Origin of the sequence: Tenacibaculum sp. ZH5_bin.1, from assembly GCF_042865525.1 — a bacterium.
Classification (GTDB): domain Bacteria; phylum Bacteroidota; class Bacteroidia; order Flavobacteriales; family Flavobacteriaceae; genus Polaribacter; species Polaribacter mesophilus.
The window spans coordinates 45,100-70,949 of the sequence record NZ_JBEGIO010000002.1 but is presented as its reverse complement, the minus strand read 5'-3'; the positions used below and the strand labels follow the sequence as shown (position 1 = coordinate 70,949).

Below are 25,850 nucleotides of genomic sequence, written 5' to 3'. Positions count from 1 at the left end.
TTTATGTTTTTTAAACTTCTCTTGAACCTAATTTAAATCCTTCTATCCAATCTTCTGCCAAAACACCTAAAATTACTGCTCCAGCTTCCACTAATTCCCATGGGTAAACAATACGTCCTCCATTTATATTATTTAACTCTTCTTTTGATAGATTTTTTACTTTAAAATCATTATTCATAATTTCAATTTTTTATTAATACTATATTTTTGTTGCAACGATACAAACATAAGTTTGTTCACTGCAAAAACATTGCAGGATATAAAAAAAGCGACCGATGGTCGCTTTTTTTATATCATTCCTTTTGCTTTAAACTCTAGGTATTTATTTATTACATTAACAGACAAATGTTGTGGTTTTGTTAAAATAGCATGCACAGCGTTTTTCTCTAGCTCTTTTATCATCAAACGTTTTTCGTAAGCATATTTCTCGGCAATTGTTTTATGATACACACTTTGTAAATCTTCTGCATTTTCAGTAATTAACGTATCTAACTCCGTATTTTCAAAGAAAACAGTTACAAGTAAGTGTTTTTTAGCTATCGCTTTTAAATACGGTAATTGCCTTTTTAACGCCGATATATGCTCAAAATTGGTATATAAAATCAACAAACTACGTTGATTTATTTTTCTTTTAATATTCGCATACAATAGCGCAAAATTAGCATCTGAAAAGTCGGTTGTAATATTATACAACTCTTCGTTAATAACCGATAAGTTTGTTTTTTTGTTACTAGCAGCTACTATCTTTTCAACCTTTTTGGAAAAGGTAAGCATCCCTGCTTTATCGTTTTTTAATAAGGCTATGTTTGAAAAAGCTAAGGTTGAATTAATTGCATAGTCTAATAACTTCAACCCTTCAAAAGGCATTTTCATGACACGACCTAAATCGATAATAGAATATATGGGTTGCGATTTTTCATCTTGATATTGATTCACCATCAACTCTGCTCTTTTAGCTGTTGCTTTCCAGTTTATGGTACGTACATCATCACCAGGAATATAGTTTTTTATCTGCTCAAACTCCATGGTATGCCCTATTCGTCGGATTTTCTTCATACCAAACTCCGTTAAGTTATTGTGCATCGCCAGAAACTCGTACTTTTTCATTTGTATATATGACGGATATACTTTCACACTTTCTTCCGCAGCAAAGGAATAACGTTTAGAAAACATTTGTAAAAAAGAAGACACGAATATATTTACTTTCCCAAATTTGTATTCCCCTCTTTCAACTGGTCTAACACTATAGGTATAGGTTGATTTCTCACCAGGCTTCAAAGACATTGCATGTTCGAAATCTCTTTTTTGAAATTGTACTGGTAATTCATCAATCAATGAAATAAAAACTTGAAACGGATAATTATTTTCAAGCGTAATGGCTATTTCATTAGCATCTGAATTTGATAGTTTTTCTGATGTAATTCTTTTCGCTAAAAATCCATTTTTAAATCGGTATAAGATAAACACATCAACACATATCGTTATTACAAATAACCACACAAGCATCCATGTTACTGAATAAAGCGCAGGAATCCAAAACGACACTAAAAATAATGCCGAAATAACGCTTATATAGATAAAAAAGCGATTGTGTACGTATAACGATTTAAAGAATTGAATCACTATCTTGGAACTTCTACAGATTGTACAATCATTTCAATCACCTTATCGGCTGTCATTCCTTCCATTTCACGTTCAGGAGTTAACATAATTCTATGGCGTAATACAGGGTAAATGCTCTTCTTTACATCTTCAGGAATCACAAAATCACGTCCATTGATTGCTGCAAATGCTTTAGACGCCATTAATACTGCAATACTTGCTCTTGGTGAACCTCCTAAATACAAATGTGCATTGTTACGTGTATTGGAAATAAGTTTTGCTATGTATTTAATTATTTTTTCCTCTACCAATACTTCAAAAACCTTGCTTCTGTATTCTAATAACTCAGCTTCTGTTAACACAGCTTCCACTTTCGTTTGCGGTAACGCTCCTTTGCGATCGTTATGAGCAGTGATTATCTGTATTTCTTCCTCTAAATTCGGATACCCAACATTTATTTTGAATAAGAAACGGTCTAATTGAGCCTCTGGTAAGGCATACGTTCCCTCCTGCTCTATTGGGTTTTGAGTTGCTAATACCATAAAGGGTGGATTCATTTCATAACGCTCACCATCCATTGTAATTTGCTTTTCCTCCATCACCTCAAACAATGCTGCTTGCGTTTTAGCTGGTGCTCTGTTAATTTCATCAATCAACACAATGTTAGAGAAAATCGGACCTTTTTTAAACTCGAAATCAGATGTTTTCATGTTTAAAACCGAAGTTCCTAATACATCCGAAGGCATTAAATCAGGCGTAAACTGAATTCGGCTAAAATCAGTAGCTATGGTTTTTGCTAACAATTTTGCTGTTACCGTTTTGGCTACTCCAGGAACACCTTCAATCAATACGTGTCCGTCAGCCAGTAAAGAAACCAACAGTAACTCCATAAACTCCTCTTGACCTACAATTACTTTCCCTAGTTGCTCTTTTATTTTTACAACCGCTTCTTTTAACTTTGACAAATCTATTCTGCTTGAAAATAACTCATTCGTATTTTCTATTGAATTGTTTTCTGTATCCATCCTATTCTTTTTTATATGCTTTAAAAGCTTCAATAGCTTTATTTAAGGCTATTAAATCTTCTTCGGTTATACTTGATTTTGACTGTATTTGCTCTATCTTTTTAAATAAAGCAACTACTTTTTCTTCTGAATTACCACTTCTATTAGCAAGGTTTTTATAAAAACGTTCGTCTATGTTTAAAGTTGATAATCGGTATTTTATTCTGATATATTCTAAAAAATAGTTGATTTTATGTTCAGCTATATTTTTATGATCTGATTTTTCGTAATACATATTGGCTATAGTACGTGTAAAAGCCAGTGTTTGATTTTTTAACGGTGTAATAACAGGAATTAATCGCTGATTACGCTTTCCTTTAAAAATAATAAAGAACAACACCCCTATCAATCCTATATAATATGCCCATTTTAACGATTGGGTTGATAAAATATAATGCATGGGAGAGGTTATTCTACTTTTTCCTGTCTTATAATAGGTATCCCATAAAATGGTATTGTTACTATTAGAACCCACCTCTGCTTCTTTATTACCCGGGTTATTTAGATATGATAACACATTCGCTACGTACTCATAATTATTATCTAATAGCATGTTATAATTCGTAAATGCCTGCGGGAACGTATGCAAATAAAAATTACCTTCTCCGTGTTTAACTTTGATAAAATTCGGCTTTTTACTGATGATGGAATCGTTTTCATTTCGTATTACCAACTCGCCTAAAATAGTTGTATTGAGCGTATCAACTTCAGAAAAATACAGCTTTGAAAAATCTCTATCAAAATAATACTCTTTTCCACCAAAAATAGGGTTACTCATTTTTTGATAAGCCTTTTCCTCAAACGCTGAAGTAGTTAAATAACTTGTCTTTGTTTGCAACGTATCTAAATATATTCCATTGCTTGCTATGAACACATCATTTCCTCTATCTGCAAACTCTAAAAGCTCATTCAACTCATCTTTGTCAAAATTCACTTTATTATCAAGAAAAAAATAGGTTCCGTTATTCTTATCGTCTTTTAAGTACACATACGGATTTTGGTAGATATCTTTTACTTCACTTTTTGGAAATAAACTTGGCATTTCTTTATGCAATACATATGTACCATATGGAATTTTATGTTTTGCAGCATAACTTGGATACCAATTGATTTCTTTAGGCTTTACAGACTCAACATAAAAAATACCGAGTACTATAAGCACCAACAGACCAATATATATTTTAAGTTTTTTATCCAAATTAGTAAATTTTAGCTAGTGTGTTTTTAAAGTTGTTCTCCGCTTGTGTAAATTTTTCTTTATCTATAGAAAACTCACCATACCACACATAATCGTACAAATAAGTTAACTCTTTAAAGTCTGTATACAGTTGTTTTTTAGATGATAACTCTTTTATATAATCTTCGTTTGTTTTTTCTTGTTGCCAAGAAATAAACTCTTTATCTGACAGTTTTTTTAACAGCAACAAATAATAATAACGTACTGCTAGTTGATAATTTCCTTCTGAAATTGCTTCTTGAATTAACTTTGGTAAGTCTTTATCTTTTATCAATTCTTCTTCTTCCGATAAGTGCACAATAGGTTTAGCCTTTTTACCATCAATAATATTGCGTGCATTTACTTTTAAAAAGAATTTAATAATGAAGAAGAGTACGAGTCCTGCTATTACGTAAGGTAAAATTTTTAAAACAACACGTAAAAACCCAACTGCTGGAGTAATATCATCAAAAATATAAGAGAGAATTTTTATGACGGTTCGTTTTAACCAATCCCATATTTTTTCTAAAATAGTAGGTTCTCTTTTTTCTACAATGTATATAAATTCATCTTTTTGTTTGTACTCCTCTATTTTTTGAGTATCAAACTTTTTTTGTTCTATAATAGTATCATCATACTGCACCTCTATTTTTTCTTCTTGAGAAAAAACAGTGATTGAACAAATAAAAAACGCTATGTAAAAAAGAAACTGCTTCAAAAGATTACTGTCCTATACTATCAATTCTTTCAATAGTTCCTGTAAGATTTTTTCTTTCATTAATATCGAAATATAAAAGCACATTCGTTATCAAGGTAATTGAATAAAATAGTAGCTGGCCTGCTATTGATATAACATTTAAAATCAAATAAATAGGATCACCAAAAAATCCAAAAACTTGCGCTGGGTCATCACTTCCTGAACCTATCCCCATGCTTATTAATTGATATATAGTTGCTGGTATTTGAAAAACATATCCTAAAATACTTACTAAAATAGACACAACGAAAATCACCCCAAAAGTTTCCCAAAAATATCCGCTTATAAAATTAAAACATTTTCCTACTGCTCCAGAAGCTGTTTCATTCTCAAATACTAAAATTGAAGCTCCTAAAGATAATGCTGGCCAAGTATAAAACACAGGTAATACACATAGCATTGCACTTGCAAATAATAGTAACCCTGCCAAAATACCAAATCCTGTAAACGACCAAAACTTAGCTTTTGTATTATTTATAACATCTTCTTGCCTAACTACTCCTTTGTTATCTATATATGATTTAATATAATACATACCTGCCAAGTTTATAAAAACAATGGCTACTAAATAAGCAATCATCATAATAAACACCGACCCCACCATTCCTGCAACTGCACTTGTATCTTGGCTCATTATTGAAGAAATAGACATCATGTAGTAAATCATAGAAGCAACCGCTATAACAATAGGTATTGCTGCTACTTTTAAAATAGTTAAAAAGAACTGTTTCCCTTCTAATCGTATAAACTTAAAGGCATCTGAAATAATACTTCCTAAATCTCTTTCTTTTTTAAACTCTACGTATTCTTTATGCATGGGTTTGTTGATTTTTATAAACTTTAATTGGGTATATGACGTAATAAAATATAATGAGTGCTAATGAGGTAGCAATTATTAAGATTGCTAACCAATCGGGCATTTCTGTATGACGGGTTACAAAACCTTCTAAAAATCCTGCAACTATAAAAAACGGAATGGTACTTACCATTATTTTTAATCCATCTTTCATGCTTCTTTTAAATGATTCTAGTCGTGAATAGGTTTTTGGAAATAGTAATCCGTTACCTAATACCAATCCGGCACATCCTGCAATAACAATTACTGATATTTCTATGGTTCCGTGAATCCAAATGGTTCTTGACGATTCCCAAAACAACCCTTTATCGTAAAAAAAATATAAGAACGAACCTAACATTATTCCGTTTTGCATCATAATGTATAAGGTCCCTACCGAAAATAACATTCCTAACACAAAGGCATACATAGCTACTTTTATATTATTTACAGTAATTCCAATAAACATGTCTACTTCATTAGCTTTTTTATATACAGCCATTGGATCTCCGTTTTCAATATTCTCCAGAGTCATATTTACATAACCATCTCCTAAAATCAAACGGACAAAATCAATATCGGTTGCGGCTGAAAAAGCACCACAAATAGAAAAAAAAGCAAATACTAAAAACGCAATAAGTAATTGTTTTTGATGACTATAAAACATTAAAGGAAATTCCGTTTTAAAAAAGCTAACAAACCTGTTTTTACTTTCTTTTTTAGTTTTATAAATTTTTTGATGTGCTGCAGATGCTATCGAGTTTAAGTATATTAACGTATTTCCGTTAGGATAAAACGTTTTGGCATAACTCAAATCGTCAGTTAACTCCACATATAAGTCAGATAGTTTATCTGGTGAAATAACTGTTTTGTTGTACAACGCATCTTCAAAAAGCTGCCACTTTTCTTTATTTTTATTTACAAAGGCAGCTTCTCTCATGAGTTTAAAAAATTAAAGCATGTTTGTTGAGAAGTTTCTCTAATCATAGAATATTTTTATCTTCGCTAAACTAAAAAAAGTTGCATAAATATCAACAAAAAAAGTGAAAAACTAATTAATGGATAATTTTCAAATAGAAACAGCTCAAAACATTGCTATTAGTCAAAATGTAGCTCATGTTACCACTCGCATTGGTTCATATTTAATTGATGCGTTATTTATTGTTGGGTACTACATTATCATTGCTATTATAATAGGAATGTTAGACATTCCCATGAGTATGGAATACATGAGTCTCTTTGTTTTACTAGGGCTTCCTGTATTCTTCTACAGCTTACTTTTTGAGGTTTTAATGAACGGACAAACGCCTGGTAAATACTTCAACCAAATAAGAGTGGTTAAATTAGATGGTTCAAAACCTACTTTTGGAAGTTATTTAATTAGATGGTTATTACGTTTTGTTGATTTCACTTTAGCTAGTGGTTCTGTTGCTGTACTTACCATTTTATTAAACGGAAAAGGGCAACGTTTAGGAGATATTGCTGCAGGAACTACTGTAATATCTGAAAAGAAAAGAATTACGTTAAAAGATACTATTGCAAGCGATGTAGTTGATAACTATACACCAACCTATTCACAGGTAACGTTATTGAATGATAATGATATTCACACTATCACAAGAGTATATAGAGATGCCATAAAGAAAAGAAATCATAAAGTAATTTTGAAACTATACACAAAAGTTATTGAGTTAACAGGAATTACCACCGAGCAAAAACCTGCTCAATTTATAGATACTGTGATTAAAGATTATCATTATTACGCAAGGCAGTAATATTTGTTTTACACAAGTTTAAATAAACATTACTTACTTAAGTAAAAGCAACCTAATCAAAACAAAGAATACCGCCTTTTAGAACGTCATTCTTTGTTTTATTTATGGAATTTTATCTCGTAATTTAATTCTTGAAAAAAATCATAACCTTTTCTGTTCTTCTGTTTTTTTTCTATTTTCTTTCACTAAGTTTCCTCCTAAGTGATAAAGCAAGGTCACCCCAAACCTTCTTGAATCTGGTTTATTGTTATAGTAATAATCTATAATATCACTTTGAGAATAGGCTTCATAATGATTGGTGTTAAATACATCACTTATAGTCAATTGCGCCACTAATTTTTTATTTAGGAATGTTTTTTTTATTCCAAAATCTACATAACCTGTTGCTTTTGTACTGTACAAACCAAGCAACTCCGATGAAAACCAATGTGCTGAAAGATTCATTTTATAATCTTTTGGCAAGGAAATATCTTGTTGTAATGTAAATGTTGTAGCCCACTTTGATAGTTGTTTTTCTCCCGAAACTTGTGAAATAGGATACGTAGTATAACTTATATCTGAAAAGAAAAGCAAATTCCAAAACGAATATAATTTAAATGGGGTAGATACTGTAAAATCAAAACGTTCTCTATTACCAAAATTATCACTTTGACTTTTTATAGTAGTACCGTTGTCATCTACTAAAAGCCTTCGATTTATAAAGTTATCACTTTGGTTATACGTTGCAGAAAAAACATATTTATTTTTTAAGCTATATGTAAACGAATATACCCAAGCTAATTCAGGTGTTAAATTAGGGTTTCCTGAATAATAGAAATACTGATCTCTATACCATCGTACTGGATTTAAGTCGGTGTAAGATGGACGATTAATACGTCTGTTTAACGAAAAGTCAATTTTATTGTCTTTATCTAAAATTTGTCCAATTGAAAAAGAGGGAAATAGCTTAGTGTATTTCCATTGATTTGTTTCATTTTCTTTTACTGTATATCCTTCTGCTCTGGTATATTCTACACGAAGTCCAGCATCTATTGTTGTTTTATTTATTTCTTTTGATCCTGTTATATATGCTGCTGCAATCTGTTCATTATATTTATAATGATTACTTAATGCCGGTACTTTTACATAAGTATCTTCTTCTAACGATTCAAATTCGTATTGATTATCATTTTTTACCTTAGCATATTTAACCCCTGTTTTAATAGCATACTTCTTAAAAGGCAAATTAGCATCAATTTGTGCTGAAAAAATATCTACACTTCCTGGTTGGTGTGACTTGAGTACGTTAGTATCTAATTTATTTTGATTTGCATCATAATTGTCTGTTATCAGTATTCCATCTGAATAATTTCGATAGGATGTATAATTGGCATCTGCTGTTAACTTTTTTCCAAGAGAATCTATAAAAAACACATAATGCACACTCCCCGCATCGTAATGATAAGGTTCAATTATTTTATTATCTGTTAATGTGTAAGATTGTAATTCTTTGAGATTATTAAATTTATCAACTGTAGAATAATTTTGTTTTTTAAAATCATCAAAGTAGCCATGATAGTTAATACTTAAGCTATGTTTAGGTAAAAACTGCCATTCAGCTCCAAATCGCCAAGTATAATATTTTATTTTATAATTACTTTCGTTTTTGCGACTAAGCCACAGAGATTCTCCATTTTCATTGATGGTATTTCCACTCTTGTTTTTGGTAAATCTATGAGGCGTATTATAATCAAAAGAACCATATAAATTCACTTTTTTTGTACGTAAACTTGCCGAAATATTTTCATTTGTCATCCAGTATTTCCCTTTTGAAATGGTAGTTCGTAAATTGACTGCATAACCTTTTTTGAGTTTTTTTTCGAGAACAATATTAATTATACCTGTATTACCTGCTGCATCAAACTCGGCTGTTGGTGATGTTATCAATTCTATCTTTTTAAGGTCTTCAGCACTCATTCCTTTTAATAAATTTGACAATTGACCTCCAGATAAATAGGTCATTTTACCATCTATCATAATATTTACCCCAGACGCCCCTCTAAATAAAATAGCATCGTTTTGCGCTACATTTATCCCTGGTAATTTTTTTAACATATCAAGAGCGGATTGCCCTGTTGTAAGAGTAGATTTTTTTAGGTTAAATGTTAATTTTCCTTTACTAGCCTCAATAAGCGGTTTTTTAAAATTAACCACTACTTCGTCTAACGCATTAGTATCTTCTTTTAAGGTTATGTTTATCTTTTCTTCATCAGTTACTTTTTTTTCTCTCGTAATCATTCCTACAAAAGAAAATACCAAAACAGCTCCTCTAGTAGTTTTTATTGAATATTTCCCATCTAAATTGGTTACTGTTCCTTTATTACTTCCTTTTATAAAAACAGTTGTACCTGGTAATACTTGATTTGTAACATCACTAACGGTTCCTTTTACTTCAACCTCCTGTGAAAAAACAAGCCATGGGAAAAGAATTAAAAAGTAACGTATAAGTATTTTGATATAATTTTTCATTATTTAATTTATTTTTTAGTTAGATAGATTTATCTACCTGTAATCATTCTGCTTATTTAATTTCTGTTTTTACACAGATACCTAAATATTAAGTATTACTTAAGAATGAATTATTTTGGTTTTATAAGTTCTAGAAGTTTTTCATTACAATTAGTTGCATAAAATGTTCTTCAACTCCTTTTTAAAAAAGTTGTAATTATTTTCAAAAAATTGAATGTGAAAATGTTTTTTCTTTACACATAGCTTTTTATATGCTCTAAATATTTAGATGCATTTTATAATCCAAAGTTTTTAACTTTTGATTACACTATCATTAAAAGAAACTAGAATAACTTATAAAAAACCAAGATGATATTTTACTTTGTTTTTCTCTAAAAAATTATAATAAGAAAGGAGGAGGTCTGGAGAAAAGTTGATACAAAGCAAAGTTACTTGTGGTAGTAAACTTGTAATTTTTAATAATTGATTTTTGAACTATTATTTCAAACTTATCAATAATTAAATTTTGAAAATTAGGAGTAAGTGCAGGAGTTAAATCATGTGTTATGCTATGGTCACACATGGTACAATGTACTGCATGATCCATATCATCTGTATGCATCAATACATGAATTCCTGTCATTTTCACTGATAGAAAAAGCACAAGGAATAAATAGGTTACGCTATTCTTTAACCATCCTTTTTTCATTACTTGTAAACTTACTAAAATTAACTTGAAAAAATGTTAATTTCACACTTGCTTTCGCTAAAAAAAACATATAACTTCTTCTAGTTAAAAACATATGAATAAGCCTTTTACTTGTATAAAAGTTAAAATATAATAGAATGTTTTATTTTTTTAATTTAAACAGTGTAATACTTCATTATATTTGTTTATCTCACAAAAAAATATAGAATGTGGAAAGAGCATTATAGTAAAATAAAAAAAGAAAAACATCCCCCAGCTTATACATTACGCAAAGCTTTAGAGTTTATAACTAACCAAGATAATATAACAGAAAAAACTGCTGTTGACTTGGGTTGTGGTAATGGTGTAGATACATTTGCTTTGCTAGAAAATGGTTTTTCTGTAGTTGCCATAGACAGCAACCCTAACTCATTGCTTTACCTACAACAAAATTTAGCTCCTGAACATTCAAAACTATTAAAATTTAATAACGTTTCTTTTGAGAATATAAAAGAGTTTCCTTTAGCTTATTTGGTTAATGCTTCTTTTTCACTTCCTTTTTGTCATCCTAATCAATTTGACAATCTATGGTCGAATATCATTAAATGTATATCTCCTGAAGGAATTTTTTGCGGACATTTTTTTGGACCACAAGATTCCTGGAGCTCTAACTCTGATATGACTTTTCACAATATACAAGATGTAAAAAACTTATTTGATAAGTTTGAGATTCTTTATTTTAATGAAATCTCTAAAAAAGGAAAAACATTATCTGGAAAAGAAAAATTTTGGCATGTTTTTCATATTGTGGCAAAAAAGAAACATCCTCAAAAATAATAAGCTACCACATTTATACTTACTCCTGTATTATTCCCTTGGATATTTGCTTAAGTGTTTTTCTAGATACAATATATAAAACCAAAGCATATAATATATTTTCTAAAGCTAAACTGTAATATATCCCCTCTATTCCAAAGTATTTAGTTAAAAGTAATACTACCGGAACAAACAATAATAATTGTCTTCCAATAGGTAACAACGTTGCTAATTTTGCTTCTCCTATAGCTTGAAAAAGAACTATGCTACTAGAAGATATTGGAATAACTAATAAAATACTCAATAGCATTCGTACATTAAAAATTTCTGTATCATTAAGTTTTACATCAGGTAATATAACATTAACCATTGCCTCAGGAAAAATCAGTATCGGAATTAACAGTCCAGCACCAAGAACAATTCCTGTTAACCTGTATATTTTTACTCCTTTTAAACACCTAGACGGCTTGTTGGCTCCGTAATTAATTCCAATAATTGGCTGCATAGATTGGTAAAGTCCTAAAAGCGGAATAGCTAAAAAAGTAAACAACCTAAAAACAGCATTAAAAAACGCCATAGCTTCTACTGTTCCATAGAAAACCACTAATCTGAAAAGTAAAAACTGTCTAAACAAATTAGATAATTGCATTGTAAATGCTGAAAAACCAATACTTAAAACATTTTTGAGGATCTTATACTCCAACCTTATTCGAAAAGCCCCTGTTTTAAATGTTGCTTTTCCACGGATAAAATATAGAGATGTTAACAAACTATAAATAAACATTGCTATAATACTACTCCATGCAGCACCTGCTACTCCCATATGTAAAACACCAATAAAGATGGGAGTTAGTAAAATATTTAAAATTACTGAAGCTATTGTGAATTGCATTGCTACTTTTATATTTCCTTCTGCCCGTATTAAGCTATTAGCTGACAGACCATAAATACTGAATAATGCTCCCAAAACGTATACTTTAAAATATTCTAAAGCATAGGTAAATAGTTCTCCTGAAATTCCTATTACTGAAACTATTTCATGAGAAAAAACAATTCCAAAAACAGTTACTAAAGTTGCCCCTATGAGAGATAAGGCTATCATGTTTGGAATTATTTTCTTTTGAACTTCAATTTGTTTGGCGCCTATAGCTCTACTAAGAACAGATGCAGAGCCTGCAGCTATAAAAACAGTAATACTTGTAACAACTAGCATTAAAGGAAACAACATTGAAATTCCTGTAAAAGCTTTTATTCCTATAAAATAGCTTGTATAAAATATATCTACAAGCCCGTTTATAGATATAACCATCATACCCAAAATACTGGGAACAGATAGTTTTAACATAAGCCCCCAAAGGCTATCATTAATAAAATCAAGCTTTTGTTTTGTGTTATTTTTTATTTTGGAACTCATATTTGCACCACTCTTTTAAAAAGTTATTTTTTTAAAAAAGACCAGTGATGTACCAAAAATTATAAAGGTTATAAGTATTACTTCTAATAAACTTTTTCCTATTCTTTGACTTTTAGTATAATCAGCATTCAACTTAAACTTAGGCAACCTTTCATAATCTCTTATTGTTATTTGCTTACCTAAAAACAATTTATTAAAATAAAAATTGGTAATATCTCTATGAAAAAGTTCAATTGATTGATAAAAAGATTGAAAAATTTCAGAATCCGTTTCAACTATTTCATTAAACATTCCTTGAGCATTTACTGCTGGATTTGCCCATCGAAATTTAGAAACCCATTCTTGTCTTAACTCAATTTGTTTAAAATACTCCTGTACTTCTTCTCTGTGATGATTATCATTAAGCGCAGTAAAAGATGCATAAGCCTTGGCCATTGTATTTACATCTATTAAAGATTTTGCTCCTTTTAAATCATCTCGGTAATCTAAATACTCAACAACTACAGCTTTAGCTTCTTCTATGTTCTCTTCATTTTCAAGACTTCTTCTTCTAGTTATATCTGCTAATGAAGTATTGTCTATCGGATGTACAATATTTGCATATACATTTAATACTGCTGGGAAAACTATTAAAAAAAGTAACCATAAACCAGCAGCAGTAATGGCTGTTAATGAAGAATTCTTTTTCAAGCTTATTAAAAGAAACATTAAGGCAAACCAAAAGCTGAAATAACACAAGACTGCTAATAACCATAAACAAGCACTTAAAATACTTACTTTTTCAGCAACCGTAAAGGCTATTATAGACAAAAGGATTCCTAATCCTAAAACTAAAACATAATAAAAAGCAATTCTAATTAAGAGGATTTTTCTTAGCCCTATAGATTGTAACCTTAATAAGGGTAACATTCCGTTTTCCTTCTCCTCTGCATATAATCCATAAGTAAAGGTTATGATAAGCAATGGAAACAAATAAACAAAAACAAACGATAGGTCTAAATTTCCAACATAGAGTTTAAGTGGATTTGCTAATTCATTTTCAAACAATTGATAATATAAGCTCATTCCCGTTAACTTATAGTAATAAGGTTCTATATCTCTTTGTCCTAAAGACATGTGTGCTAAACCATGAGGAGGTAAAATTGCATGATATCCATGTCGATACCATGCATAAGCAGGCTTAGAAGCTATGTCAAATAATTGTTTATCTTTTAACGAAGTATGATTGGTATAAAAACTCTCTTTATACTGTTCAAATTCTTTCTTTTCAATATGTTTAACATTCTCAATTATTTTACGCTGCTCCGTTATTTTTGAATGCCCGTAATAAACAGCATAAATACCCAATAAAAATACGATGGTAAGCAAAATTATTTGAAACGTATTTCTAACGATTGAAATACCTTCACGCCTCCATAATAATATTGTTAATTTCATATCAATTTATTTTTGTGAGAAGAAGGTATTAGTAAGAACATTATTAAAACCCAAAAAATTAATGACATTAATTCTATTCTGTAATTTTTAAAGGTTTTCATTACACTAGGTGTACGATATTCTAGCCCAGAAACCGTTTCCCATAAATTTCTTCCTGCTTTGTATTCATAAAACTCGCCATAACGTGAATTTACAGCCATATCATAATTCATTTTTCTCATTAGTTTAAGACGGTATGCTTTTGTTTTTTCTTGAAAATCATTAAAACTGTACCCGTCTGTTGCAGCAAAAGCCATTGAAAAATTTCTTACTGAAATGTAAGGTGCAACAAACCCTATTATACTTCCTATTCTATTTTGATATTCAAACCTTCTGTTAAGAAGAGAATCATGAACTTTTTGTACTTTATAAGCATATTCTTCTCCTTCTTGCATTCGTATTGCTTCAAAATTTAGTGGTAATTGATGTAAAGAGTCTACTCCATATTCTTTTAAGTACTGTTCCTTTAATTTAACAAGTCTCTCTTCTTTAGAGCCATCCATAGGCAACCCCTTATCTATATCCTTTTTAATTTTCTCTTTATATGCTTTAAGAGATGGTAAAGGATATAAACTCTCTCCTATATTAGCCGAGGTTTTTGGAATAATAATACCAGTCGTAATCCAAAACATTAATAAAGTTAGAAGAGAGTTTCGCGCATTTGAAGACTTAAAAGAAACCCAAACAGAAAAGTTTGTAAAAGCAAATAAATACCCAACGTAAAGAAAAAAGAGAAATAAAACTCGTAAGCCTACATCTTGCATTACTAAGCTATCATCTTCAATTATTCCTACAATATAAAGTCCTGTAAAAAATAATATTAATATAAGTAGGACTATTAAAAAATAAGCCAAAACTTTACCTAAATAAATGGACCTCATTGAAACTCCTTGTCCTATTAACAACTTCAAGGTTCCCGTTTCTTTTTCCTTACTAAAAGTTTGAAAAGTGATGAATATAATAAGAAGTGGTAATAATAACTGAAGTACCAAAGCTGCACTCAATTCTCCAAAACGAGCCATGTTACCATATCCTTGTACAGGTCTAAACATAAACTCATGGGCATAATGTGCTTCTAAATAAACGGAGGTTCCTGTATACGTATCCAATCCAAAATCAAAAAGACTTAAAAGCGTTTTAGGCTTAAAAACATATGTCCCGTAATGAGCCGCAATATGCGGATGCTTATTTCCTTGTTCTAACCACTCAGTTCTTCTTTCTTCTTGAGCCTTTTTCACCATATCCATTTCCTGTTTATAAGCTATATGTCCAGCATAAAGTGAAAAGCCTAAGAGGAACAAAATAATAGGAAACAAAATTTTTAAAGCATTTTGCCTTGCTATACTGGTAAGTTCTTTTTTAGCTATTAAAAATACTTGATGTATCATCTGTTTACATTTTTATTTTTTAGATGTAATAACTTATTACATACTATTCATGCATGTGTTTTAAGTACTTTTGTTCTAAATCATGAAAAGAAACTTGATTTGATTCCATCTTTTCAACCAAAACTCCTTCTTTCATAATACCAATATGTGTTCCTGTATCTTTAGCTCTAAAAAGATCGTGTGTTGCCATTAAAGTGGCTACTTTTTGTTGCTTCATGTTAAGTAGAAGCTCAGAAAACTCATTACTTGCTTTAGGGTCTAACCCAGATGTAGGCTCATCTAAAAGTAATACCTTGGCTCCTTTAGCTCTCGCTAAAGCAATCCCTACTTTTTGTCTCATTCCTTTAGAGTAACTACGAACTCTTTTCTTAATAAAATCTTTTTGTAAACCTGATTGTATTAATAAGTTTTCTAATGCTTCTTTTTCTATATCCACACCTTGTAGACCACAGAAAAAGTGAAGATTCTCCAGTCCTGTCATATATTGATACAACTGGAGATTTTCAGGAATATAAGACAACCATTTTTTTGTTTCTTGTGGGTTCTTTGTTACATCTAAATCATTAACAAAAGCACTACCAGATGTAGGCTCAATAAAATTTAAAAACAAATTAATAGTTGTTGATTTTCCCGCACCGTTAGCTCCGAGCAAGCAAAAAATATCTCCTGCTTTAATATTTAAATTTAAACTATTCAAGGCGGTAAAATCACCATATTTTTTTGTGAGATCTTGTGCTTTTAACATGGTGTATTCTATTCGTTATTAAAATCTTCAAGACCTGATATGTAACCTCCTGTAGACGTAAACATTTTACTAGATGTATTTGAACTAGTGTCAAAACTAAACACAGCATTTTCATCATTCGTTGCTGTTGTAAATAATAATTTTTGGTCTTTATAAGGAAGAATAATCATACTACGAGATCCATATGTGGTAGGAAGTCCTGATACAGCCCCTAAACTCGACTTTTTTTGAACATCAATCTCAAAATATTTAAATTGCGGTTGTCCCGTTTGATACTCATAAAAATCACTTACTTCCTCTACTCTTGCTGTAAAACTTCTTCCATTAGGCGCATGATAAATTCCATAACATACATTTCCTGTTATTTCTTGCATATTCATAAAATAATCTGGGTCAAAAGAAGTTTCTCCATTAGGTATTTTTAGCAAACCACTAGGGCTACTTCCACTACTCATTGTAGTTCCTAAACCTTGTACATAAATATCCCCATTAGTAGTTTTAATCATTCCTGCATTTGCTGCATGTCCGCCAAACACCATTCCTGTTCTTTTATCCGAAATTATTTTTTCTACCTTTTTCTCTTTTAAATCAATTACCGCTACATATGCCCAATCGTTTACTGGAGCAAAATTCTTCTCATAATGCACTCCCATAAACAACTTTCCATCGCGTTCAATCATATCTGTATAATAGGTACGTGTAGCTTCAGGAAATTCTTCTTTAATTAATGTTAAAGCTACTTCGTCTGTAATACGCATCGTAGTTGGATTGAAAATAATAAGCTTTGAAATTCCCCCTGCTACTGAAGCATACGCTACCTCCTCACTTTCAAAATAAAGGGCAGAAAAAGTATTTGCTCCAGGAACAACAATACGTTGATCTTCAACTGCATTTCCTTCTTCATTAAATGAATATTTTGCAAGAGTTGCAGGTGCTCCAAAAGGCAATGCATACAACTCTTTATTATAAGAAACTGTTCTTGTATTTCCAGTTAATTCTAACGCCTTGTCATTTCCTATCGTTGAAAATTCTAAACTTGATTTTCCTTGAATATAAGAGGTCTGATTAGGAAATGCTCCACTTACTGTTGTAATCCCAAAATTAATAGTTACTGGATCGGTTCCAACTGGTGAATTATCATCGCTACTACACCCTATGAATGTAAAAACTAATACAAATGTGTAAAGTGATACTAAACTTATTTTTTTTAAGAATTGTGTTTTCATTTTTTATTTATTGATGTTTATTTTTAATTTATAAATGTTCTAAGTGTTATATAAAATGCTCTTCCAGGACGTTGTACACTAAAGTTATCGAATACTTTTTCGTTACATATATTGGTTGCTTCGGCAGTAACCGTCCATCTATTTTCTGGACGAGAAAGAGTAATCCCTAAATTTTGAGTAAATTGAGATGGAATGGTGTTTTTTAAATCTTTATTACCATCTACAGCCCAAAACAGATAAAATTCATTTACGTAGTTTGCAGACCACCATACTGAAATAGTATTTTTTGTGTGCAAGAAATTTTCTTTGTGATAACGTACTTCTGCATTTCCAAAAAAATAAGGAATGTTAGGTAGTCTTGCATTAAAATAACGATTATCCACAGCACCAGTAATACTTTTCGGTGAACGATTTCGTAAATCTTGATAAGTAGCATTTGTTTTTATATCAAGAAAATCAACCGGACGATAGTGCAGCTCCATATCAACCCCAAGCGTACGTGATTTTAGTAAATTTTGATATTGGGAATAAAACTGTGAGGTTCGCAACCAAATAACATTGTTTGTTCCTCGATAAAAAAGATTCGTATCCCAATTAACCTTTTTTGTTTTTAGCTGAAAACCTAAGTTAAGATTATGACTTTGTTCTGGCTCTAAAAATGGATTGGATTTTATTAAGGTAAAGTCTCCAAAAAGCTCCACTTCATCAGGAAGTCTCGTAGCATACTCGTAAGAAGACTTTACTAAAAAAGATTTTGTAAGATGGTAACGAAGCGATTGTAAAAATCCAAAATTTGATGTTTCTTGCTGGTTAGGAACAAAATCAAGGTTTTTTATTTCATACCCATCCGCATCTAACCAAAAATGTTTTGCTGCTGTATAACTCGTTAAATTTTTTGAAAAACGGTGCTCATAAGCTATTCCTAAAGCATTTTTAAAAAGCTGGGTTGGATTCTTAAAAAAGTCTTCTCCATAAAACTCAGCCGCAATTGAGTCTTCTCCTACTCTTCTGAACCAAGATGAAAAAAGATTCAATGTAAACTTTCCTTTTTTCCAAGGATGGTAGTTTAAATTAACTCGATTTAAAACACTTTGAGAGGTTAATTTTAAAGAATTTCGTGAGGTAGAAATTTCCCCACCATCTGTCCGTTTACGATATATTTTACCATCCCAAGTATAGGCATTCAGGGTAGTATCAATAAAATGTCCTCTGGTACGGTTATAAGCACTATACCATTTCATGTTCATTTTCTTTAAAATATTCTTTTTTTCATATTCTAAAGAAGTTCCAACGGTTGATTCACTATAAGTGGCTTCCCCATAAGGTTGAGCCATAATAGCATTGTGCTGTATATCATCGTCAAGTCCTGAATAACGCGCACTGAGAACCAATCGATCTGCATACTTTTTATCTAAAACTCCTGCATAAATGTTTAAAAGATGGTTAGAGTATTTATCGTGAAAGCGTTTAACTCTTGCTGGTTTTGGGTTTCCTTGTTCGTTTGGTATTTCGACATCTACTTTATAGCTATTGTCAGAGTGATTAAAAAATGAATTTACCCCAAACATCCATTGATTGTCTGAACTCATCAATTGCGCATTTACGCTCATTTTATGGCTATTAAACGATCCTGCTGAATAGGAAACATCTAAATAATCTGAATATGATTTTCTAGGAACTATATTAATCGCTCCTCCAAGAGCATCTGCTCCTAAGTCTACAGGTACTACTCCCTTATAAACTTCAATTTGTTCTATTAAGTTTGAAGGCAATACATTTAACCCTAATCCCGCTCCAAAATATGATAAAGGAATTCCATCTAGAAAAAAGGGCACCGATTTTCCAGTCATCCCATTTACATAGATTTTTGCATCACTACCAAAGCCTCCTGTTTGTCGTACATTTACCCCTGAAATTTGTTTTACAATATCACTTGTATTAATGTTCCTCTCTCGAAACTTTTCCATTTGTAAAACTGACACGTTAGCTGTACTCTCCCTTAATCTTTGAACTGTTGATTTTCCTTCAAGAGTTACCTCATTTAGCTGATTTTGCTCAGGCTTTAATTGAATCGTAAGTTTTATATTCGTTTTTTCATCTAAAACATCTATCGTCTGGTAATTTGTTTTAAAACCTATATAAGATACTTTTAAGCTATATTTTCCTTTCGGAATCTTTTTAAATGTAAATTTCCCATCTTCATTGGTTACTGCATTTTTATTAAGTTCTTGTATTTGGAGATGAGACTGAAATAAAGGAATTCCTAAATTGTCAGTTACTACTCCTGAAACTTTTACTGTTTGCGAATACAAAAAACTACTTGTTAACAGGCTAAAAAATAGTATGCATATAACTTTTTTACTTCCTACTTTTTCAAAGTATAACATCTCTGATTTAAAATAATTTTTAGCCATTATAACCTTACTTGCTTTATCAGTCCTTCTGCTTCCATTTCTTTAAATACCTCTAATTCTTTTTTTGATAAACTGTTTTTAGTGAGTAATCCGTCGGCTTTATCCCATAATTCTTTTGCTTCTGATCTAAGAGAAAAAGCTTCATCAGTATCCTTTTTCATGAGGTAATTAAGTTCTGGTGATTTACTAACTAATAGTATTTCGTGATTCTTTATTAAGTGTGCGGGGTTCTCTTCTAATAAAGGCACTATTTCTCGTTCTTCATTGTAGAGTAAAAAAGTTTTTCCTGTTGAAATTGAAAGTGATTTTGTTTCATTTGGATTCATTTCAAAAGCTTCCATTTCTGTTTTCATACAACCTTCAGAGTTGATAAAGCACCTTACTGTTTTTACTGGAGTTTTCTCTTCTGAATGATTGTAAACCATTGCTATTTTTTCTTCTTTTTTTACATTGATTAGCGAAACTTTTTCTACCCAAAAATGATCGTCTAAGTGAGTTTTTGAGTACTTTATATTTCCATTATTATGTACCTCAGATACGAGAGTATATTTTCCTAAAGGAGCATTATCGGGTATATTATATGTAAAATAATAATGGCGACCCGCCTGTATATTTGTAAGAATTTCTACAAGTTTTTCACGTTTACAAGCTCCTTCTAAATATGAAGCCAACACTAAAAGCGGAGTGTTTTTGTTTAAATATTTTAATTTTTGTGGTACTACTTCCTTGTTTTCATTTTCTTCTGGAAAAGCAACAACATGATTTTCAAAAAGCATTGTTACATTACCTTTGGGATCTTTTACTCCTATTTTTACCAATGGACATAAGTGTTTATCTTTTAAGTGTACTGTATTAAAATTCCAATGTATAGTAATGGTTTTACCTTGAATGGTTCTTTTGGGAAAAATGCTCATCCTTATTTTTTCAATCTTTTAATATTTTCTTTGCTGTATTTTTGAGGATATACTTTAAACCATTTTACCATGGTTTCTTCACCTAAATAGTCGTAGGTTGTAGACAACAAAAATTCCAATTTCTTGAGGTACTCTTCTTTTGCTTCATCTGGTGCAATTCTCATAGCCTCACTTCTTTCATCTTTTTCTTTTTTAGTTGCAGGAAGATGATGAAAGTAAGGGGTGTTTAAGTATTCTTTACTAAACTTATGGTAAAGTGGTGTAAACAGTATAAGGTTGTGCCACATTTCATCTATAATTAATAAATCATCTGGAATGAAGACTCCTGGAATTTGACTTATATACAAAAACTTCAACGTTTCCATTAATATATCTTCAGCTTCAGTTTCTGTAACATCATACATATCTAAAAACCTAGATATTACATTTTCATCACTAAAAGTTAGGAGTTTATGTAATTGTTCTTCTGTAACTTTTCCTTCCATTATATTTAACTGTTTTTACTTTTTAAAAAGCGGTAGGAATTTATCCTACCGCTATAAATTTGCAGACTATAAAGTGTTAACACAGTGCCCACAATTACTACAATGTGTAGTTCCAGCTGCTTGCTTAGACTTATCAGCTAAAATTTCTGAAATCATTGATTCTTTGGTTTTCATAATTAAAAATTTTAAAGTTTGGCCTACTCTATTCTATAAGGTTTTCAGCATTCCCTTTGTTGCAACTTCTTTAATATTATGGTATACAAATCCAATAGAATTCCTAGGCTTTTCAAAATGAGACTTAGTCTTTTGAAAAACTGAAAGATTTCTGTAAAGATTCTTTTGAAATTTAAATTTTAGTAATAACCTATGCTCTAGTATATTTAGGTACTCTTCTTACTTCTTATATTATATCTAATGCCTATAACTGTTTAAAACCCTTAAAAACACGTAAAGACATCTAAGCTGCTATAATATATTTTAGATAAGATAATCCTGCATCTAAATATACTACGAGCTATTCCTTTAAAACAATAAAGAAAATAGGTTATTAAAATAAAAACAAAGCGGTGGTAAGAGCTTTTAAGCTAGTATTTTCTCTCCTCTTTAAAACTGAGATATCACAACAACCTATCCCTTATTCATCACAAGCATTATTTAAGCTAATACACTATAACAGCTCAAATACTTGAATTAAAAAAAGTTAATAAGAAAAAGATTAAATGTAAAAATAAAAACTCTTACACTAAAAAAGGTGGAGGTCTAGAAAAAAGTTGCTCCGCAGTAATAGTACCTGAAATAATAAAATTATAATCTTTAATTACTTCCCTCAAAACAATATATTCATTGCTTTCTATTGAAAAGTCTAAAGTATCAGGAGTAACTAACGGAGTTAAATCACTTGCAACTGCATGATCACATATCGTACAGTGTGATGTATGGTCTTTATCGTCTGTATGGGATAGCACGTGCAACCCGCCTACTTTCATTGATAGAAACAGGACAAGAAATAAATATGCAATGCTATTTTTTAAACGATTACTTTCCATTTGGTTACGAATATAATAAATTAAATTATATAAACACATATTTTTTTACTACTTAAATTTTATTACAAAACTCTCGTAGTTAAACTAACTATATTTATGGAAAACTATGCATAGTGTAAAGCAACATCTTAACAACAATTTTTAATTTACTGAAAACAAACCCACTATCCTCTCTCCTATTTTTTCGTTAATAAAAAGCTAATAAAAACTATTTTTTCACCCGTTGAATATAGTATTTTCGCACCCTTTCTTACAGAAAAAATCACATTTCAAGGGTACGAGAACAACTATGAACGACGAAAAAAACTGGTTACAATATTATAAAAACAGCTTATCTGATAGTGAAAATTTAGCTATCGACATTAGTAAAATAAAAAACCTTTTTCATCAAAAATCATCCGATTTAAGTAACGCACTCATCAACTCTAAACAAGCAGGTCAACTATTAGATGTTGAAGAACGTAGAATTAATCGGTTAAAAGGAATTACTAAAAAAGACAACCCTAAGTGGCATAAGGTAGAAGAAACTAAAATATTAATAGCACCTTTTCATTTAGTATATCAAACCGACAACACTAAATTCAAACAGCGCACCATTCATCCTTTTTGGATTAGTGCTATTGTAAATCGTTCAGGACAATTATCTGCTCCAAAAGATGGCTTTCCTTTAATTGTTCGTAACTATCTAACACCTATGGCAGATGTTAAGAATGATTTTATCTTCTCTTCTATCGACACCGTTTTAGATGCTAAAGACCTAGATGCTCCCGATTTTGAAAACAGCGAAGAGCCTATACCTTGGGATGAATACTGGAACTATATTAACGAAGTATTTTCTGCGATAACTTTTAGCAACCTATACCGTTATCAAGTAGAACGCTATACCACACAATATGAGCTTACTTATTTCGCATTAAGTTCTAAAATTTCTACCGCAAAAAGTATTCTATTTCTGTACGAAAATCTACTTAAAAATACGGATGAGTTACCTGTACTCTCTAAAATCATCAATCCATATACTAGAGAACGACAAGAAGCCATTACCGATAACGGATTTTTAGTGTATAACCATTTGCATTTAGGACAAATGTCGAATAAGTTCCCACTTTCGGTTAGTCAGCGAAAAACATTACTATCGTATTTAGTAGCCGAAGAAAATGCAGTTACCGCTGTAAACGGACCTCCAGGAACTGGAAAAACTACCCTATTACAAAGTTTAGTGGCTACCGAGTTTGTAAAAGCCGCTATTAATGGTGAAGAAGCTCCTATAATTTTAGCCTGCTCAAACAACAACCAAGCAGTAACCAATATTATTGATAGTTTTATCAACTCTGAAAGTACTATGGGAGAATTAGCCAACCGTTGGATTCCTGATTTTAACGGATATGCTACCTACCTCCCATCCAGTTCAAAAAGTGAGAAAAAACTAGCCAATATCAATTACTTAAAAGGAAACTTATTTGGTCATGAAGGAACACTTTGTAATCTGGAAAATGAAAAATATATCTCTGAAGCAGAATATTATTTTTTAACAAACTACTGTCAGTATTTCAATACCCAAACAAATTCACTTGACGATGTATGTAACCATCTACAAGAAGAAATTATAGGTATTCAAAATATTTTAGCTGATGGTGTTGACTTCTCTAGAAACTATATAAATGCTGTAAACTACATCAACAGCATACTTGTACACGAAGAAGATTTTGTTCAAAAAAGTACGTTTAAAATCTCCAAACTACAAGAATGGAGAACTGTTTTAAACGATTTAAAAACAGCTACAAAAGACACTGATTTTATTGATAAAGTAAAACACTATTTTATTGATGAAGCTCAGTTTGAATCAAGAAATGCTGAACACATTTTTAAAGCTAACGCTGAAACATTGTTGAATGCTAAAAAAGCAGCAGCATATATAAAAGAATGTACAAACAATGTAAATCTGCTACTGCAATCACATTTAAGCCTAAAAAATTGGAAGTATGAAAATAACATCAAAGGATTTCCTTTTGTTTCAGAAGAACAAATGTGGGCGTATGAATATGAAAAAATAAACTCTAATGATGCAACACAGCGTTTCTTTTATGATGAATTAGATATTGATTTACGCCATAAAGCATTCTTATTAGCAACCCATTATTGGGAAGCGCGTTGGTTACTAGAAACCAGAGAAATGTTAGAGGAAAACACCGAAAAAGGAACAGGAGAATATGCTATTAAAGCAAAATGGAAACGAAGAGCTATGCTTACCCCTTGTTTTGTAGCTACTTTTTACACAGCTCCAAGTCACTTTTTATACAGTCAATTTCAAGGAGAAAACGAAAACGGAAAACCTATTTTTGAATACTTACCACTATACAACTTTTTGGATTTGTTAATTATTGATGAAGCTGGTCAGGTTACTCCAGAAGTAAGCATCCCTGTATTTTCATTAACTCAAAAAGCCTTTGTAGTAGGTGATTTACAACAAATTGAACCTATTTGGTCTATCCCTAAAAAAATTGACCAAGGAAACTTAACAAGTCTTGATATTATTGAAAATCAAAATGACACACATTTAGATGAGTTAGGTTTTTTAGCGTCTAGCGGAAGTATTATGAAAATGGCTCAAAATGCTTGCGAATTTGAAACACCATTACCCGCTAAAAAAGAACAAGGATTGGTTTTATTGGAACATAGACGATGTAATGATGAAATTATTAGTTTTTGTAACGAATTGGCATACGATGGTATTTTAAAACCTATGAAAGGAAAGGCGAAAGAAAATCAAGCATTTCCATCAATGATGGCATATCATATAGAAGGAGTTAGCGAACGCAAATACAACAGTCGTCAAAACATTAGCGAAGTAAAAGCTATTATTTCTTGGTTACAACAAAACAAAGAAACCATTCAAGAAGCATACGATGTAGACGCTATTGAAAGTGTTTTAGGAATTATTACTCCTTTTGCTAGTCAGAAAGGAGAATTATCAAAAGCCTTAACCGATGCGGGTTATAAAGTAAGCGACATTAAATTAGGTACTGTACACGCATTACAAGGTGCAGAACGAAACATTATCTTGTTCAGCTCCGTATATTCTAATGACGACGAAGGAACCTTGTTTTTTGAAAAAGACAACAAGCCTAACATGCTAAATGTAGCGGTTTCTAGAGCCAAAGAAAGCTTTATTCTTTTTGGAGACACTCGAATTTTTGATGAAACCAAAAACACGCCTTCAGGAATTTTAAAAAGACACTTAAACATTTATGAAATGGCTAACTAACTACATTTTTATACATTATATTTTATTAGTCTTGCCTATAACTTTTCTTTTTTTAGACCTTTTACCTACTTAAAATACGTCTGTAAAATTCTTAACTAAAAATTAATTTGAAGTATTATAATTTATATAATTCACTTCTAAATCTTCTTAAAAATACTTACTTCCCTTTAAAATATCAACTCCTATCCCATTACCCAATACCTTTAACTAATAACCAAAATCCTAACGCTTAAGAGT

The 25,850-nt window shown here is 30.9% G+C and carries 21 protein-coding genes; 3 read left to right on the top strand and 18 right to left on the bottom strand.

The features are described from left to right. Nucleotides 1-10: 10 nt before the first annotated feature. From ABHQ57_RS08330 to ABHQ57_RS08300, 7 genes are all read right to left on the bottom strand, one after another. Complete coding sequence (locus ABHQ57_RS08330) at nt 11-178, bottom strand: bacteriocin (RefSeq protein WP_167713956.1); 168 nt, start codon at nt 176-178, stop codon at nt 11-13. A gap of 110 nt (nt 179-288) precedes the next feature. Continuing rightward, a complete protein-coding gene (locus ABHQ57_RS08325; protein WP_159490947.1) occupies nt 289-1,620 on the bottom strand; it encodes a DUF58 domain-containing protein in 1,332 nt (443 codons plus the stop codon). Nucleotides 1,621-1,622: 2 nt separating this feature from the next. Then, complete coding sequence (locus ABHQ57_RS08320) at nt 1,623-2,627, bottom strand: AAA family ATPase (RefSeq protein ID WP_389863264.1); 1,005 nt, start codon at nt 2,625-2,627, stop codon at nt 1,623-1,625. Nucleotide 2,628: 1 nt separating this feature from the next. Then, nucleotides 2,629-3,864 (bottom strand): DUF4350 domain-containing protein, encoded by a 1,236-nt coding sequence (locus ABHQ57_RS08315; RefSeq protein WP_167713958.1) that lies wholly within the window; start codon nt 3,862-3,864, stop codon nt 2,629-2,631. A gap of 1 nt (nt 3,865) precedes the next feature. Continuing rightward, nucleotides 3,866-4,600 (bottom strand): DUF4129 domain-containing protein, encoded by a 735-nt coding sequence (locus ABHQ57_RS08310; RefSeq protein ID WP_167713959.1) that lies wholly within the window; start codon nt 4,598-4,600, stop codon nt 3,866-3,868. Between the two features lie 4 nt (nt 4,601-4,604). Then, on the bottom strand, nt 4,605-5,456 hold the full coding sequence (locus tag ABHQ57_RS08305) for a hypothetical protein (RefSeq protein WP_167713960.1): 852 nt from the start codon (nt 5,454-5,456) through the stop codon (nt 4,605-4,607). Then, nucleotides 5,449-6,414: a stage II sporulation protein M gene (locus tag ABHQ57_RS08300; RefSeq protein WP_167713961.1), complete on the bottom strand. Its 966-nt coding sequence runs from the start codon at nt 6,412-6,414 to the stop codon at nt 5,449-5,451. The genes ABHQ57_RS08305 and ABHQ57_RS08300 overlap by 8 nt, the downstream gene beginning before the upstream one ends. Nucleotides 6,415-6,532: 118 nt before the next feature. Here ABHQ57_RS08300 and ABHQ57_RS08295 point away from each other — a divergent pair, with 118 nt between their 5' ends. Then, the gene (locus ABHQ57_RS08295; RefSeq protein ID WP_167713962.1) at nt 6,533-7,249 is read left to right on the top strand and encodes an RDD family protein; all 717 of its coding nucleotides are present in this window, start codon (nt 6,533-6,535) and stop codon (nt 7,247-7,249) included. Nucleotides 7,250-7,390: 141 nt separating this feature from the next. Here ABHQ57_RS08295 and ABHQ57_RS08290 read toward each other — a convergent pair whose 3' ends face one another. Both ABHQ57_RS08290 and ABHQ57_RS08285 read right to left on the bottom strand, forming a co-directional pair. Then, on the bottom strand, nt 7,391-9,757 hold the full coding sequence (locus tag ABHQ57_RS08290) for an outer membrane beta-barrel protein (RefSeq protein WP_167713963.1): 2,367 nt from the start codon (nt 9,755-9,757) through the stop codon (nt 7,391-7,393). Between the two features lie 379 nt (nt 9,758-10,136). Then, on the bottom strand, nt 10,137-10,445 hold the full coding sequence (locus ABHQ57_RS08285; RefSeq protein ID WP_156167049.1) for a hypothetical protein: 309 nt from the start codon (nt 10,443-10,445) through the stop codon (nt 10,137-10,139). A 207-nt stretch (nt 10,446-10,652) separates the two neighbouring features. On the opposite strand from ABHQ57_RS08285, the gene ABHQ57_RS08280 reads away from it, so the two are divergent. Continuing rightward, nucleotides 10,653-11,261 carry a methyltransferase domain-containing protein gene (locus tag ABHQ57_RS08280; protein WP_389863257.1) on the top strand — a complete coding sequence of 203 codons (609 nt, stop codon included), beginning with the start codon at nt 10,653-10,655 and terminating at the stop codon, nt 11,259-11,261. Nucleotides 11,262-11,280: 19 nt separating this feature from the next. Here ABHQ57_RS08280 and ABHQ57_RS08275 read toward each other — a convergent pair whose 3' ends face one another. From ABHQ57_RS08275 to ABHQ57_RS08235, 9 genes are all read right to left on the bottom strand, one after another. Continuing rightward, on the bottom strand, nt 11,281-12,654 hold the full coding sequence (locus tag ABHQ57_RS08275; protein ID WP_389863255.1) for an MATE family efflux transporter: 1,374 nt from the start codon (nt 12,652-12,654) through the stop codon (nt 11,281-11,283). 15 nt (nt 12,655-12,669) lie between these two features. Beyond that, a complete protein-coding gene (locus tag ABHQ57_RS08270) occupies nt 12,670-14,091 on the bottom strand; it encodes a DUF3526 domain-containing protein (protein ID WP_167713966.1) in 1,422 nt (473 codons plus the stop codon). Next, entirely contained in the window at nt 14,088-15,518 is a 1,431-nt protein-coding gene (locus tag ABHQ57_RS08265; protein WP_330488036.1) for a DUF3526 domain-containing protein, read from the bottom strand. Before ABHQ57_RS08265 ends, ABHQ57_RS08270 begins: the two co-directional genes overlap by 4 nt. 43 nt (nt 15,519-15,561) lie before the next feature. After that, on the bottom strand, nt 15,562-16,263 hold the full coding sequence (locus ABHQ57_RS08260) for an ABC transporter ATP-binding protein (RefSeq protein WP_349265228.1): 702 nt from the start codon (nt 16,261-16,263) through the stop codon (nt 15,562-15,564). An 8-nt stretch (nt 16,264-16,271) separates the two neighbouring features. Then, a complete protein-coding gene (locus tag ABHQ57_RS08255; protein ID WP_389863251.1) occupies nt 16,272-17,489 on the bottom strand; it encodes a DUF4374 domain-containing protein in 1,218 nt (405 codons plus the stop codon). A gap of 23 nt (nt 17,490-17,512) precedes the next feature. Beyond that, on the bottom strand, nt 17,513-19,801 hold the full coding sequence (locus tag ABHQ57_RS08250) for a TonB-dependent receptor domain-containing protein (protein WP_389863248.1): 2,289 nt from the start codon (nt 19,799-19,801) through the stop codon (nt 17,513-17,515). Between the two features lie 101 nt (nt 19,802-19,902). After that, on the bottom strand, nt 19,903-20,817 hold the full coding sequence (locus tag ABHQ57_RS08245; protein WP_389863245.1) for a hypothetical protein: 915 nt from the start codon (nt 20,815-20,817) through the stop codon (nt 19,903-19,905). Between the two features lie 2 nt (nt 20,818-20,819). Next, a complete protein-coding gene (locus ABHQ57_RS08240; protein WP_159611646.1) occupies nt 20,820-21,302 on the bottom strand; it encodes a hypothetical protein in 483 nt (160 codons plus the stop codon). 737 nt (nt 21,303-22,039) lie between these two features. Next, a complete protein-coding gene (locus ABHQ57_RS08235; RefSeq protein WP_156167047.1) occupies nt 22,040-22,387 on the bottom strand; it encodes a hypothetical protein in 348 nt (115 codons plus the stop codon). Between the two features lie 250 nt (nt 22,388-22,637). Here ABHQ57_RS08235 and ABHQ57_RS08230 point away from each other — a divergent pair, with 250 nt between their 5' ends. Continuing rightward, nucleotides 22,638-25,613, top strand: coding sequence for an ATP-binding protein (locus tag ABHQ57_RS08230; protein WP_167713969.1), 2,976 nt, complete (start codon nt 22,638-22,640; stop codon nt 25,611-25,613). The last annotated feature ends 237 nt before the right edge of the window (nt 25,614-25,850 follow it).

Bases quoted from the DNA above. Each gene is read 5' to 3' on its own strand.
- ABHQ57_RS08330 (WP_167713956.1), bottom strand. From the start codon at position 178: ATGAATAATGATTTTAAAGTAAAAAATCTATCAAAAGAAGAGTTAAAT.
- ABHQ57_RS08320 (WP_389863264.1), bottom strand. From the start codon at position 2,627: ATGGATACAGAAAACAATTCAATAGAAAATACGAATGAGTTATTTTCA.
- ABHQ57_RS08305 (WP_167713960.1), bottom strand. From the start codon at position 5,456: ATGCATAAAGAATACGTAGAGTTTAAAAAAGAAAGAGATTTAGGAAGT.
- ABHQ57_RS08300 (WP_167713961.1), bottom strand. From the start codon at position 6,414: ATGAGAGAAGCTGCCTTTGTAAATAAAAATAAAGAAAAGTGGCAGCTT.
- ABHQ57_RS08295 (WP_167713962.1), top strand. From the start codon at position 6,533: ATGGATAATTTTCAAATAGAAACAGCTCAAAACATTGCTATTAGTCAA.
- ABHQ57_RS08290 (WP_167713963.1), bottom strand. From the start codon at position 9,757: ATGAAAAATTATATCAAAATACTTATACGTTACTTTTTAATTCTTTTC.
- ABHQ57_RS08285 (WP_156167049.1), bottom strand. From the start codon at position 10,445: ATGAAAAAAGGATGGTTAAAGAATAGCGTAACCTATTTATTCCTTGTG.
- ABHQ57_RS08280 (WP_389863257.1), top strand. From the start codon at position 10,653: ATGTGGAAAGAGCATTATAGTAAAATAAAAAAAGAAAAACATCCCCCA.
- ABHQ57_RS08275 (WP_389863255.1), bottom strand. From the start codon at position 12,654: ATGAGTTCCAAAATAAAAAATAACACAAAACAAAAGCTTGATTTTATT.
- ABHQ57_RS08270 (WP_167713966.1), bottom strand. From the start codon at position 14,091: ATGAAATTAACAATATTATTATGGAGGCGTGAAGGTATTTCAATCGTT.
- ABHQ57_RS08265 (WP_330488036.1), bottom strand. From the start codon at position 15,518: ATGATACATCAAGTATTTTTAATAGCTAAAAAAGAACTTACCAGTATA.
- ABHQ57_RS08260 (WP_349265228.1), bottom strand. From the start codon at position 16,263: ATGTTAAAAGCACAAGATCTCACAAAAAAATATGGTGATTTTACCGCC.
- ABHQ57_RS08255 (WP_389863251.1), bottom strand. From the start codon at position 17,489: ATGAAAACACAATTCTTAAAAAAAATAAGTTTAGTATCACTTTACACA.
- ABHQ57_RS08245 (WP_389863245.1), bottom strand. From the start codon at position 20,817: ATGAGCATTTTTCCCAAAAGAACCATTCAAGGTAAAACCATTACTATA.
- ABHQ57_RS08240 (WP_159611646.1), bottom strand. From the start codon at position 21,302: ATGGAAGGAAAAGTTACAGAAGAACAATTACATAAACTCCTAACTTTT.
- ABHQ57_RS08235 (WP_156167047.1), bottom strand. From the start codon at position 22,387: ATGTGTTTATATAATTTAATTTATTATATTCGTAACCAAATGGAAAGT.
- ABHQ57_RS08230 (WP_167713969.1), top strand. From the start codon at position 22,638: ATGAACGACGAAAAAAACTGGTTACAATATTATAAAAACAGCTTATCT.